Annotated in this window: 14 protein-coding genes; 5 read left to right on the top strand and 9 right to left on the bottom strand. The window is 41.4% G+C overall.

Features of this window, described 5'->3' with window-relative positions; all coding sequences use genetic code 11:
- Positions 1-4: 4 nt before the first annotated feature.
- From HOP08_07015 to HOP08_07000, 4 genes are all read right to left on the bottom strand, one after another.
- A complete protein-coding gene (locus HOP08_07015) occupies positions 5-769 on the bottom strand; it encodes a hypothetical protein (protein NOT74662.1) in 765 nt (254 codons plus the stop codon).
- A 24-nt stretch (positions 770-793) separates the two neighbouring features.
- Positions 794-1,567: a HEAT repeat domain-containing protein gene (locus HOP08_07010; GenBank protein ID NOT74661.1), complete on the bottom strand. Its 774-nt coding sequence runs from the start codon at positions 1,565-1,567 to the stop codon at positions 794-796.
- A 3-nt stretch (positions 1,568-1,570) separates the two neighbouring features.
- Complete coding sequence (locus HOP08_07005) at positions 1,571-2,110, bottom strand: sigma-70 family RNA polymerase sigma factor (GenBank protein NOT74660.1); 540 nt, start codon at positions 2,108-2,110, stop codon at positions 1,571-1,573.
- Between the two features lie 422 nt (positions 2,111-2,532).
- A complete protein-coding gene (locus tag HOP08_07000; protein ID NOT74659.1) occupies positions 2,533-3,321 on the bottom strand; it encodes a hypothetical protein in 789 nt (262 codons plus the stop codon).
- Positions 3,322-3,535: 214 nt separating this feature from the next.
- Between HOP08_07000 and HOP08_06995 the strand changes: the two genes are divergently transcribed.
- Entirely contained in the window at positions 3,536-3,937 is a 402-nt protein-coding gene (locus HOP08_06995) for a hypothetical protein (GenBank protein ID NOT74658.1), read from the top strand.
- 16 nt (positions 3,938-3,953) lie between these two features.
- On the opposite strand, the gene HOP08_06990 is transcribed toward HOP08_06995, so the two are convergent.
- A complete protein-coding gene (locus HOP08_06990; protein NOT74657.1) occupies positions 3,954-5,024 on the bottom strand; it encodes a mechanosensitive ion channel family protein in 1,071 nt (356 codons plus the stop codon).
- 149 nt (positions 5,025-5,173) lie between these two features.
- Here HOP08_06990 and HOP08_06985 point away from each other — a divergent pair, with 149 nt between their 5' ends.
- The 4 genes from HOP08_06985 to HOP08_06970 all read left to right on the top strand — a co-directional run bounded on the left by HOP08_06985 (position 5,174) and on the right by HOP08_06970 (position 8,651).
- Entirely contained in the window at positions 5,174-5,788 is a 615-nt protein-coding gene (locus tag HOP08_06985) for a hypothetical protein (protein ID NOT74656.1), read from the top strand.
- 121 nt (positions 5,789-5,909) lie between these two features.
- Positions 5,910-6,605 (top strand): intradiol ring-cleavage dioxygenase, encoded by a 696-nt coding sequence (locus HOP08_06980; GenBank protein NOT74655.1) that lies wholly within the window; start codon positions 5,910-5,912, stop codon positions 6,603-6,605.
- Positions 6,606-6,638: 33 nt separating this feature from the next.
- Positions 6,639-7,310: a pirin gene (locus HOP08_06975; GenBank protein NOT74654.1), complete on the top strand. Its 672-nt coding sequence runs from the start codon at positions 6,639-6,641 to the stop codon at positions 7,308-7,310.
- A 72-nt stretch (positions 7,311-7,382) separates the two neighbouring features.
- Complete coding sequence (locus HOP08_06970) at positions 7,383-8,651, top strand: hypothetical protein (protein ID NOT74653.1); 1,269 nt, start codon at positions 7,383-7,385, stop codon at positions 8,649-8,651.
- A gap of 9 nt (positions 8,652-8,660) precedes the next feature.
- On the opposite strand, the gene HOP08_06965 is transcribed toward HOP08_06970, so the two are convergent.
- From HOP08_06965 to HOP08_06950, 4 genes are all read right to left on the bottom strand, one after another.
- Complete coding sequence (locus HOP08_06965; GenBank protein ID NOT74652.1) at positions 8,661-9,713, bottom strand: esterase family protein; 1,053 nt, start codon at positions 9,711-9,713, stop codon at positions 8,661-8,663.
- Positions 9,714-9,782: 69 nt separating this feature from the next.
- Entirely contained in the window at positions 9,783-11,402 is a 1,620-nt protein-coding gene (locus HOP08_06960) for a family 20 glycosylhydrolase (GenBank protein ID NOT74651.1), read from the bottom strand.
- Positions 11,403-11,424: 22 nt separating this feature from the next.
- Positions 11,425-12,000, bottom strand: a complete 576-nt coding sequence (locus HOP08_06955) for a nucleotidyltransferase family protein (GenBank protein NOT74650.1) — start codon at positions 11,998-12,000, stop codon at positions 11,425-11,427.
- Positions 11,997-12,503: a nuclear transport factor 2 family protein gene (locus HOP08_06950; GenBank protein ID NOT74649.1), complete on the bottom strand. Its 507-nt coding sequence runs from the start codon at positions 12,501-12,503 to the stop codon at positions 11,997-11,999. Before HOP08_06950 ends, HOP08_06955 begins: the two co-directional genes overlap by 4 nt.
- Positions 12,504-12,547: the final 44 nt, after the last annotated feature.

The following is a 12,547-nucleotide window of genomic DNA, read 5'->3' as shown; positions in this document are numbered from 1 at the left end:
TTTTTTACTTTTTTCTGAGATAGACTTTACCGTAGCTGCAATTCAGATCTACATTCATTCCTCCTCCGTTGATCTTTCCATTAAGGTTATCGCTGTAGCGAACCATGTCTCCCTGCTTGTTGATATCAATCTTGAAATCGGGAGCAACATATATCTGTCCATGGGAAGTGCTTAGTTTCAGATTCGCTTTTGTGGCGGTTGGAATTGAAACATCCACGTATCCATAAACCGAGACGATTGAGATGGGGCCTTTCGTGGTGGGTTCAAAAACTCCTTCCACGTGTCCATAAATTGTTTTGATCGTTACTGGTCCGTTGCAATTTTCGAGTTCGACACTATTATATTGTACGGATACCTCGATTTCATTTTCCAGATTTCTGAAGCTTACCTCCCCTCCATACTGGGATTCGTGTGAGTATGAGATGATCATTCCTTTCGGAACCTGGATCTTTATTTTTGGTGAGTTCGTTTTTTTCAACTGACGAACTGTTACAACCTCTCCTGTGCTTGTCACATTAATGCCAAGACCAGTATTATCATCAAGTCCGAGGCTGTTGATCTCCTTGAGACCTTTCGCTCTTTCGTCCTTGTCCTTCTCATAATCTGCAGAAGTGAAGATGATTTCGTTTCCATCATATCCCTGTATCGTTGCCCTTCCAATGTTAATCTCCAGGCGTCCGGTGCTTTTGGCGAGCTTGAACTCCTGCGCGAAGGCAGAAGAAAAAGTTATCATGATCAGTATAAATAATATTTTGATTCGATTTTTCATTTTGTGTGTGTCTTGGTTTCCTCGTTAGGAAAGTTTTAAAATTCCTGTGTACGCCTCATCTTTCACTGCTTCCATCGACTTGTTATCATCGATGATCTTTTCCAGATCTTTTACGGCACCCTTTTCCTTCATGCGTACCATGAGCTGAATGAGTGCAATCTGTACGACCGGATCCTTTTGTTGTCCCAGAGATTCAATCAGAATCTTCCTTACCAAAGGTTCCTGATGAAATTTGCTGAGTGCATCCAGTGCTGCCATTCTCACATTCGTATTTGGATCTTCATTCATTCGCTTTGCAAGTGCACGAACAACATCATTATCCGCCCGATCAATCTTCAATGCAACGTTCACTCCCTGGATGCGCTGGCTGGCAGATTGCTGATTGTCCATCATTCCAAGCATCATTTGCTTGTTGTCTTCAATCTGCTTTCTAAGCACAGCCATTTCATTTTCGCGCTGCAGGTTATTGCTCACTACTACGCCAATGGCAACTCCTGACAAGATCAATACTACTGCAGCTGCCGCACGATAAAATGTTGGCTGGAAAAAGATTGTCTTGGTGGGTTTCTCTTTGGCAATCTCTTCCTCAAGAGCCTTCTCGAATGAATTACGCAAGCGCAACCCTGGTTCAAGTTTTCCTGAGAGATCAATTGCACCGAGGACTTTACGCAACTGATTATAGAGTTTGCGGACTTCTTCACTTTTTGCGATCTCTGCTTCGATGATCGAACGCTCTGTGTCGTTCAGTGTACCATCGATATAATCGATCAGCATTGATTCTATTTTTTCCTTTTCCATAACTCAGATCTTTTCCAATTCGAAATAATGTTCTCTCAACTTTGCTATCGCACGATGGATCTTCACTTTAATGTTTGCTACTGTTGTTTCCATGATCACTGCAACCTCTTCATATTTCATTTGCTGAAATCGTGTCAGCACCAGTAATTCACGTTGTTCATCATTGAGCATGGCCATGGAACGGTGAAGGATATTCTCCCTTTCATTCTGTGCTGCTCCTTCGTCCGGATCGATGATGATGTCGCTCATTTTTTCAACGTCTATAAAATCTGATCTTCTGTTTTTGTTAACCTGGTAATGATCCGAGAAAACATTTCTGGCCACCTGGTAGATCCACGACTGGAATTTGTTTCCTTCCCGGTAGCTGTTCCGGTATTTGATCATTCTCAGAAACACATTCTGTGTCAGGTCTTCTGCCAGCGCCCGGTCCATCGTCATGCGGGCGAGAAAGTTGAAAATCCGCTTGTGATATCGTTCAAACAGCACAGTGGCCTGCTGAAGATCGCCGTTTTTCACGGCATCCATTATCTGCTCGTCTGCTATCAAGTCGCTTGATTTTATCAAAATTCGAGTTAGTTACTGGGAGAGGGTGGAAAGGTTACAATCCCATTTAAACTTAGGAATATAGAACGCCATTTCACCCTGAAAACGAGGATTTGATCCATCAACCCTCGGATCACAATTGTCCATTCGGTTGATTTTCAGAGCTTTATCGGACTTTAATTAGGGTTTAATTAGGTTCTAATTAGGTTCTAACTAGGTTCTACTTAGGTTCTACTTAGGTTCCAACTAGGTTCGAATTAGGTTCTGCTTAAGTTTCAATTAAACTCCTGACTGGCTACTTTCAGTCAGTTTTCTGACAGGTAACTTTATCGATCAGTTGAATTATGTTTCAAAAGGAGAAAGGCAGTATTTACCCGAGCCCACTATAAGGGTCTTTGGCATCGCAGATTCAGCAGATGAATCTATTTTTTCTTAAGGCTATCGGATAACATAAACAGGACGCCTGTTATTGCCAGCGCTTCGAACACAGCTGTCCATTCATTTTGATTGCTCATCGCAATTGCTCTTGGGATATGCAAAATAATTAACCAGGTAAGAACCATCCAGCCTGCAAGTGTAGCAGCGAGATGTGCTTTGATGCCTGTTATCAATCCCAGTCCTGCGGCGGCAAGCGCAGCTCCCGCAAAGTAGGTCCAGAATAAACCACCAGGGATCCATGAAGGAACCAATGATTGTACGAATTCGGCATATAGGAAATGCTGGACACCGCTGAAGAAAAGAAACAAGCCTGTTCCATACCTGCACCAGGAGGCGAGTTTTAGAATCGGACTATTAAAAATTGATGCATTATAATTTTCATCATGGCGAAAAGTGGTTGCAGTCAGTAGTGCACCGAATCCCAATGTCAACGACTTGCCCATGAAGGTAAGATTCGCACCTAAGTCCAGATGAGCAACTACCAGATAAACATTTTGCAGCCCGGCCCACGCCAGTACGAAGATGCCGGTAGCCATTAATGTCTGAACTGCCCAGCGATTAATGATGATTGCAAGACCACTGCTGACAATTAATAATCCTGTGATGTAGGCGAAGATAGTCTCCTCGGGGAGCCAAGTTGGCCATGCCGGAGGACGACCTATGATTATTATTTTAAAGATGAATTGCTGAAAGCCGAATCCGACCAATGCGACTGCAAAAAAAATTCTGGCGATGCCTGCTGGGATAATCGGGAGGGATTTTTCAGAGATCATGAAGATTATTTTAATGGAATGTATATCCAAAAATCCGGGGCGCAATAGTGATCAAGTCAAAGTCACGTCTTTTAGGTTAGCAATTGTGGATGTTTTTACTCCTTATTTCAGCATCTGATAAATTCTTATGTTCTAATGGAAAACCTTGAGTGCATCACCAGTCTTTTAAGGCCATGGCAAGCTTTTTTAATCAAGGGTAGTGAGACCAGACACTATGAAAAGCACCGTTGATCACTCTGTTGAGAAAAGTCAGACACTTTATGACTGCCTTGTTAAGGCTGTGGAGAGAGGTTATTACGAAAGTTTCAGAGTGAGTGATCAGGGGCTTATCACTCAGAACGGGAAAAAGATATATACCGCAGAGGAAGTAATGATCTCGGATGTGTGCCGGTTTGATCAAAGCAGCAATTCAAAAGATCATTCTGTTCTATACCAATTGGAGACTATTGATGGACGGAAGGGGACACTTATTGACGCATATGGATCCTATGCGAATGAAAAGCTGATAAGTTTTATACGCCACGTAAGAAGTGTTCCAAAGAATTCGGCTGAGACAAAATCACCCACCAACTTTTTTGGCAAGCTTCTGATGCGACTCAAACTGGTGAGCGCATAGAGTTTGCCGGTTTCGTTTAAGTGTTATCCCATTCACCAGGTTTGTCTTCCCGGATGAGGAATTTGATTTTTTCCTGTTTGAATAATTCCATGACCTTGAGATTGATCTCTTGCTGGACATCCATATACTTTGCATAATCAGGAACCGTCACGAAGTAGATCACTTCAAAAACGAGCGCATAATCTGAAAAATTCGCAAAGTGAGCCCTGTCAAAACGAGTATCGGGAACACCTTCAATGATTGATTTTAGTTTTTCAGGAATGGCCCGGACTTGTTCAAGAGGTGTGTGAAATGAAATGCTGACATTAAACTTGATCCTTCGCGTTTCCTGTCGCTTATAATTGTGAACTCTTGATTTGGTAAGATCACTGTTGGAGATTACGATCTGTTCTCCTGACACGCTTCTCAGCCGGGTGGTCTTCAATCCAATATATTCGATAGTACCGTTTTTATCGTCCACCAGGATGGAATCACCAACCTCAAAGGGTTTATCAAAAAAGATTACAAAGTAATTAAAAAGATCACCAACGATGTTTTGTGCTGCGAGTGCGATGGCGATACCTCCGATTCCTACTCCTGTTAATAACGTTGAGACGTTGTACCCAAGATTATCAAACAGGAAGATTCCGCCAAGTACCCATATTACAATATTAACGATGATCATGAGGCCGCCGACCTGCTTGACCTTCTCTGCACCATTCTCTTGCTTACTGATGTATGAGGAGAGAATGATTTTAATTGTAGTAAGGATAAATCGTATGACGAAATATGCAGTTACAACAGAAGTGGCTACGTTAACTACCTTTTGAACCTGGGGGGATAATGTCAGGGTAGAAATTCCCCAGTAGACAACCATAAAGCTGATCAACGGGAGACCGAAACGCTCCACGCCACTAACAATCATGTCATCGACCTGGGTTTCGCTTTTGGCTACCCATTTTTCCACCCTTTTAAGAATAAGTCTTTTGAATATGCGGATCAGCAGTAATCCAAGTATGATAGCGACCCCTGCAATGAGATAGGCTTCGATGGTATTATTCCAGTATTCTTTAGAAAGTTCTCCCTCTATTAAAGTCATATTTTCCATAATGGAGAATCTGATTGCAAAATTGAAGCCATCGGAGGAGGCATGGCACGATATTCATATCATCGTAATTCATAGTTGATGATGTGAAGAGCGATTGGTGAAAACCCACCCATTCTTTCATTGGGGATTTTTTGCCACAAATTTTTAAAATGGATTCGATAGGAAAAAACACGGTACCACGACAGGTAACAGGGAATGAGTTGAATGTAGAGCATTCGGTTATTTCTTCATCGGTTGCGGCTGCCAAATACTTTTTCAGAAATTCCAGTCAGAAATTACTGGATGTAAACCATTGGCACACGTTAACGCATCCTTCTATTTCTGTTTTTCAACTTACAGATGAAAATGGTAAAGCAGTTGAAAGAGAAGTTCATCAAAATGATTATTTCCGAATCAATGTTCCGGGTCCGACTACAAAAACGGGTAATGGTTATGATTGGGTGAAGGTTGAAAAGCTTGATGTCAAGAATTCTGACAATGAGGAAAGCATATCTCTTCAGGTTCGTCCGGCAGGAAATCCTCAGCATCCGCAGGAAGGGACTTCACACTTCTTTTCTGATTCCGCTACCAGTACTTTTCAAATCCTTAGAAAAGGACTAAGAATTACAGCGGGAATTTATGGAAGGAATGAACTGCCAAACACAGATTCAAATAAGGTCGTTGACAAAGTGAGGAATATCACGATTGCCACCTTTGCCATCATGGGCGCTTCCCGGATGCAATGGGAAAGTCTCACAAAAGGACTTCTTGGCAATCCATTTTAACAACTATTCTTTGTTTTAAAAGTTATTCATCTACACAATAACATTCTTTGTCTTTATCGAGGTTGATTTCTATAACTCCGTGCTCATCGTTGCGTTATTTTGCATATCAAATGAAAACGCTATGAAAAGAGACCAGTTTTTAAAGACATTGGGAATGACTACGTTCCTGATGCCATTGATAGGTGCGTGCAGCAAAAGTGATGATCCATCAGCATCGGGTGCATGTACAGTTACCAATACAGAAACTGCTGGCCCATTTCCAACTAAAACTCCTTCCGGACTCGTGCTTACAGATATCCGCGCGGACAGGACAGGGGTTGATCTCGCAATAAAAATTACTATTCAGAATAAGAATTGTGTTGCATTGACTGGCGCTATTGTTGACATCTGGCATTGCGATAAAGATGGATATTATTCGGAGTATGGTGGTACGGGTATGCAAAGCGTTGATTATACCGGATCGCAGTATCATTTTCTGCGCGGCAGACAAACCACCGACAGTAATGGTCAGATTGGATTCAGTTCAATTTTTCCTGGCTGGTATAGTGGAAGAGCAACGCATATTCACGTTCACATTTATAGTGCCACGGGAGCTTCCTTGCTAGTCACCCAAATTGCTTTTCCTGAAGGTTCAGGAAGTGCGGTTAATCTTGTGAATGCCTCATCCGTGAATGGTTATACAAAGGGCATGACAGGCTATACTAACAATGCATCTGACAATGTATTTTCTGATGGTGTTACCAGTGAATTATCCTCCATTACGGGGAGTGTTGCAGCAGGATTTGAACTTACTCATACAATTGTAGTCAACGTCTGATGCATTAAGTATTGAATTTGTGTACATTCAATCATGGCTTCGTCTGCAACAATTTATCTGGCGGATCAGAGAGGGCGTACTCAATCTGATTGGTTGAGAAGCTTTCATATTTTTAATTTTGGAGATTACTTTAAAGAGAGCAAGAAGTCATTCGGCAATCTGATTGCTTTCAATGATGATACCTTAAAAGGCGGTAGTACTCTTTCGTTTGAAATAAAAGAACCAACAGAGATTACTTTAATTCCCATTGTCGGATCTGTTGAATACAAAACAAATGAAGGCAAAGCTGATACAGTTGAAGTTGGTCAGTCAGTCGTTCTTTCTCTTCGGAAGAATACAATTCTTGAAATTTCAAATCCGTATGAGAATGACCTGATCAATTTTCTGCATCTATGGCAAAAGCAGGATCAGCCTTCCGGGAAGATCAGAAAATCAGAGTTTGATCTTGAGAACAACAGAGATAAGCTTCAGATCATTGGTATAAACTCATTCATTGGCAAATTCTCAGGAAGAAAGGATTCCTCGTATAAATTAAGTCAGCAAGACAAGGGAGTATTTGTCTTTATCCTGGAGGGTGCATTTGAAGTTCAGGATCGCTTGCTGCAGACAAGGGATGGATTGGCATTGTGGAATACAAAGGAAATAGACTTTGAGGCGCTATCAGATAATGCAATTATTTCCATTTTTGAAGTTGATATAGTTTAACAGTCTACGGCATTAAGGGTGATGTATTTTAATAGGGTCGTGGGTAGATTTGATTTTAATAAAACCACCCACATGCGTCATACCACTCTGCTTCTTTCTCTTTTTTTTGTAACACATCTTTGTCAATCGCAATCCACCTTTGGTGAAACTTATACGAAGGCACGTGAGTATTACAAGAACAAGGAGTATCCATTGTTTATAGAGAAGATTGCGGAGGCTGCCAAGATGAATCCCTATCATCAGGGTGCTCTGTTCTATTCAGGAGTGGCGGCTGCTTTAAGCTCAAAGCCGGAGGAGGCAATATTATTTCTTAAGAAGAGCATATTGATTGATGCACGATATGATTTAAATAATCCTGACCTCGCTACTTTAAAGAGCAGAAAGGATTTTCAGGACCTTGTTAAGCTACAAGAGGAGATGAAGACTCCATTTGCCGCTTCGGACACGGCTTTTGTTATAAAGGATCGCCAGCTGCATGTGGAGGGTATTGCGTACAATCCTGACTCCAGATCTTTTTATCTGGGAAGCATTCATAAAAGAAAAATTGTGAAGGTGGACCCAGCAGGTAAGGTATCTGATTTTGCCACCGCACCTGATATGGCTGCAATTTTCGGAGTGAAGATCGACGCGCAGAAAAAATTCCTTTGGGCATGCTCGTCCCCGATCGCAGAGATGGAGAATTTTGATGCGGCAATGCCTTCAAAAGTATTTAAGTATGAGTTGTCTACCGGTAAACCGGCAGGATCCTTTGATGCGCCTTCCGATGTAAAAAATTCTGTTTTTGGTGATCTGGTCCTTTCAAAGAAGAATGAAGTTTTTGTTTCAGACGGTGTAAACAACCTGATTCTGAAATTGAATGAAGCTACCGGGAAGCTGGAGCGATACTTCGATTCACCGGAATTTGTCAATATTCAGGGAATTGTATTTTCGGACGACAATTCAACCATATTCATCTCTGATTATGTCAAAGGCTTATTTAAGCTCGACATCAAATCAAAAACGTTGTCGAAATTAATTTGTGATCTCGACGTCTCTCTTAAAGGAATTGACGGATTGAATTTTTATAATGGAAAATTGATCATCATACAGAATGGAGTAGTTCCCCTGAGAGCTATGTTGTTGAATCTTGATAAAAGCAACGCTACTGTGACCGGTTTTAAGACAATTGACAGAAATCATCCAGCTTTTAATGAGCCCACCCTTGGCACCATCGATAAGGGTACTCTCTATTATATAGCAAATAGTCAATGGCCGGGATATGATAAGGATCATAAAATCCTTCCGGCTGAACAACTACAGGATATTATTATTCTTAAATCAAATCTTGAGAAACTAAAGTAGAGAAGACTACTAAAGTCCTGCTTTAATTTTTTCTACCTCATTGTAATTAACAGTGATGCTCTTCTCCTGGCCATCATAGGTGATCTTTACAGTAAGATCTTTGGGATTGGTGAACCGGAAGCTTCCATCTTTGTTGACAACCCCGTCTTCGGTATTTAATAGCTTGAAGGTTGCGGCATAACTAATAGAGCATTGAAGTCCATTCGAATATCTGATGGTCGGATTGATTCGCGGATAGAACTTTCCGGTGCTTTCACTTTTAATGATCTCAAGCTGAATATCCCACATATATTTTGTCAGATCTGTATTCCCTGAAAAAAGCAGGAGAATATTTTTAATTCTGTCACCTCTCCAATCACTGATCTGGTGATGAGAGCCGAAAATTTCATAATAGAATATTGATTTCAATATTGGCAGTTTAGTGTGGAGCAGCATAGGTACGTAGTAGTTCCATTCGCCTGTTCCTATATCGAAGTAATAGGTCTGAGTGTCCTTAGCTTTTTTTCCTTCTTCAAAGATTTTAAAATCCTGAACCCAATAGGAGGGGGAAAGACTTCCTGAGAATGAAAAGTACTCGGGGTAATTCAATGCAATCCATGTTGAATGAAGCCCGCCGAAAGAATATCCGGCAATCCCTCTGCCAGAAGAGGTTGAGTATCTTTTTTCAATAAAGGGAATTATTTTTTTTATTATGTCTTCAGAGTATTCTTTTGCTTGTGGTTGATAGTTTCCAAAGTCCTGAATCATGCTTGGGTCATTATAAGGAACATAATGACTGGTACGGTTGTAATCGCTGTGAATACCAACAATGATCAGGGGCTCAATTAATTTTTTGTTGATCAGCTCGTCTGCGGATGCATCAACGTTGAGTCCGGAACTTCCGAAAACGGTTTGCCCATCATTAAAGTAAAGCGTCTTGTATTTCCGTGAAGGATCGTAATTCGGAGGAAGGTATATGGATACTTTATATCCGCCAATGGATTTTTCCTCAATTTTATGATTTTGCTGAGCATGAACTTTAAAGCAAAGAATAGACAGCAGTACGAATAATAGCTTACGCATCGCATTGATTTGATGCTAAGGTATAGCGAGGAAGACTTTAAAGGTATAACACGGATATGGTGATTTATTTCAGTCCCTCCAGGGCACGAGCTTAGATCGGTAAAAATCTATGCCCATTGCGCGCATATATTGCCCATGATTTCCCAATCGGACTTTATATTCATCCCAACCTCTGCCGGTTTCCGGTGACCATCCGATTTCGGCATAACCTGGCAGACGAGGGAATGCCAGATACTCAAGCTCGTCCATGTTGCTAATGGTTTCAGACCACAAGGGTGCTTCTATTCCAAGGATACTGAATCGATCAATGCTCTTTATATGTGTTGAAAGATTCCATTTGTAGGCACTGTCAACTTCAATATAAGCTGCCCAGTGCAATCCCAGTTTTGATGTCGAATCATAACTCATGTCAAGATATGCTTTCTTAGCGGGTGACATGATCAGTTTGCTTCCTTTCTCAACAGCCATTTCAGCATGCTTTGCGGAACTCCAGTGCTGGGTTATGATGGATGAATCTATTGCTGCCTGTGCGATCTCATCCCATCCAATCATGATCTTGTTATTATTTTTTACAATCCCTTTAAATCGGTTAATGAAAGTTATGTAGTCCTCTTTTTTTGTGGCCGCGGCCTCATCACCACCAATATGAAAGTAAGGACCAGGAGTTATTGCGGAGATTTCCCGAATGACATCTTCGGTGAACCTGAATGACACTTCTTTCTCAACCCGTAAAGTGCTCCAGCCAACAGCAATGCCTGTATATAATTTGGTGGGCCTTGACTTAGAGCCGAGGTCGGGAGCCACAACAGGTGTTACTTTCCCCTCTTCCGGTACAATGGTTCCTCCATTAAGTTCGCCGTAAGATGCTAATGCAGCGTTAATATGTCCAGGAAGATCAATCTCAGGAATGATCGTAATGAATCTGGTTTTGGCATATTCAATGATATTGATGTATTGTTCTTGAGTGAAGAATCCGCCCTTGCCACCACCCACTGCTGTGCTGCCTCCGTGAGTAGTGAGGTTGGGCCACGATTTAATTTCAATTCTCCATCCCTGATCATCGCTGAGATGAAGGTGCATGATGTTTATTTTGTAATAGCTGGCAAGGTCAATGTATCGCTTTACATCTTCCACGCTGAAGAAGTGACGGGCCACGTCCAGCATCGTCCCCCTCCATGCATAGGCAGGATAGTCTACGATTGTGCCGGTAGGAATTTTCCATTCTGTATTTTGAAGTCCGGGCATTTCTATTTCCGGTGGCAAAAGTTGACGCAGAGTTTGAATGCCATAAAATATTCCTGCTTCAGTAGGGGAAGATATTTTTATGAGGTCTTCTGATACTGAGAGTTCATAACCTTCCGGATTATGATTGTTCGATGTCGAGTCAACGATCAGATAAATTCCAGAAGCAGGAGCTTGATCTCCGGATTCGACCAGTAAATCAAACCCTGTAGCAGTAGAAAATTTTTCAGAGAGATAGTCACCAACTGATTTAAGCATGGTGCTCCCATTTATATAGATCTTCGTATCTGCCTTTAGAGTAAATGATTTTCCTGTGCTGGATACTGAAACAGGTTTGGGGATAAGATTTTTTTGAGCAGGGTCTAAAGGAGTTGGTGCATTGCAGGAAATAATGCTGAGGATGATTACAGGAAAGAGATAAATAATTGAGGTCTTACCGAATCGCATTTTGAACCAATATCCTTTTGGTTCAAGATACAAAATTCCTGAAGTCGTCCGGAGTGTCGAGATCAATTGCTCCTTCCTGGAATTCGATATTTAAGGTTTCATTCTGATGGAGTTGTATGATTTTTTTGGCTCCCTGATCGTCAGTAAGATTTTTAATTTCCTCAAACAACGAACTATCAAAAAGAGTTGGGACACCAAACGTGCCCGAATAATAGGATGCTATTATTCTTTTATCAGAAGACTGATACTTTTCTCTTATCCTTTTCAAGTGAGCGGAGTTGAGAAGCGGCTGATCGCAAACCATAACAATTGCAGCATCTGTATTCTTTGGAAGACTGCTGATTCCTTTTTTAAGAGAATTGCCCATCCCATTTTCCCAATCGGGATTGACGATAATTTTTAAAGTAAGATCCTCTATCGTTTTGCGATTTTCTCCTTCATTCGCACCCAGCACGACGATCGTCTGCATTCCAGACTCAAGGGCAACCACTGACGCATTGCGCAGCATAGATTGTTCATTTATTTTCAAAAGCTGTTTGGATTGTCCCATGCGGGAGGATGAGCCCGCTGCCAGAATCAGGATTACCGGTTCTTTCATTCGATGGGCCTGGCTGCCAGAAAATCCTTTTCAGTGATCTTTCCGTCATCGTTGGAATCTGAATCGACCAGAATTTTCCAGACACCATTCTCTTTGCGAAGGGCCACCTGAAATTTTCCATAATAGACTTTTTTCTCACCGGCTTTGGTAACGTCTTCATTTTTGAAATAACCAACTTCGTAGGCCATATCTGCATTGTTGATACGTTCTGTGAAACGTAATTCAAAAGTATAAGTGATCTGATCTTTTTTAATGGATTCTTTCCAGCGAGGCCAGCTCATCTCCATTGCTTTTTTGTATTCCTCAATGTTAAGGACTCTTTTGCTGTTGCGTTCGGCACGAACAAGATCTTTGGAGTGAACGCTTAGAAACGAAGTGACATCCTGACTCATGATGGCCTTAGTGAAAGGTTTCCAGACCTGCTGGTCAATTTCTTTCTGAACTTCCTGAGCGTGTGCTGTGAAAGTGAAAAGAGTGATGATAAAGAATAATAGTTTTTTCATATCGCTGATTATTTAAATGCGAAACGAATTTTCCTGTTGAAGGT

The organism is Cyclobacteriaceae bacterium (genome assembly GCA_013141055.1).
GTDB lineage: Bacteria > Bacteroidota > Bacteroidia > Cytophagales > Cyclobacteriaceae > ELB16-189.
The sequence above is the reverse complement of the archived record's forward strand: the minus strand, read 5'-3'. Positions and strand labels throughout refer to the sequence as shown.

Excerpts from the sequence above, each read along its gene's own strand:
- HOP08_06960 (NOT74651.1), bottom strand. The coding sequence starts at position 11,402 with ATGCGATTCGGTAAGACCTCAATTATTTATCTCTTTCCTGTAATCATC.
- HOP08_06975 (NOT74654.1), top strand. The coding sequence starts at position 6,639 with ATGGCTTCGTCTGCAACAATTTATCTGGCGGATCAGAGAGGGCGTACT.
- HOP08_06980 (NOT74655.1), top strand. The coding sequence starts at position 5,910 with ATGAAAAGAGACCAGTTTTTAAAGACATTGGGAATGACTACGTTCCTG.
- HOP08_07015 (NOT74662.1), bottom strand. The coding sequence starts at position 769 with ATGAAAAATCGAATCAAAATATTATTTATACTGATCATGATAACTTTT.
- HOP08_06965 (NOT74652.1), bottom strand. The coding sequence starts at position 9,713 with ATGCGTAAGCTATTATTCGTACTGCTGTCTATTCTTTGCTTTAAAGTT.
- HOP08_06955 (NOT74650.1), bottom strand. The coding sequence starts at position 12,000 with ATGAAAGAACCGGTAATCCTGATTCTGGCAGCGGGCTCATCCTCCCGC.
- HOP08_07010 (NOT74661.1), bottom strand. The coding sequence starts at position 1,567 with ATGGAAAAGGAAAAAATAGAATCAATGCTGATCGATTATATCGATGGT.
- HOP08_06995 (NOT74658.1), top strand. The coding sequence starts at position 3,536 with ATGAAAAGCACCGTTGATCACTCTGTTGAGAAAAGTCAGACACTTTAT.
- HOP08_06990 (NOT74657.1), bottom strand. The coding sequence starts at position 5,024 with ATGGAAAATATGACTTTAATAGAGGGAGAACTTTCTAAAGAATACTGG.
- HOP08_06970 (NOT74653.1), top strand. The coding sequence starts at position 7,383 with ATGCGTCATACCACTCTGCTTCTTTCTCTTTTTTTTGTAACACATCTT.
- HOP08_06950 (NOT74649.1), bottom strand. The coding sequence starts at position 12,503 with ATGAAAAAACTATTATTCTTTATCATCACTCTTTTCACTTTCACAGCA.
- HOP08_06985 (NOT74656.1), top strand. The coding sequence starts at position 5,174 with ATGGATTCGATAGGAAAAAACACGGTACCACGACAGGTAACAGGGAAT.
- HOP08_07000 (NOT74659.1), bottom strand. The coding sequence starts at position 3,321 with ATGATCTCTGAAAAATCCCTCCCGATTATCCCAGCAGGCATCGCCAGA.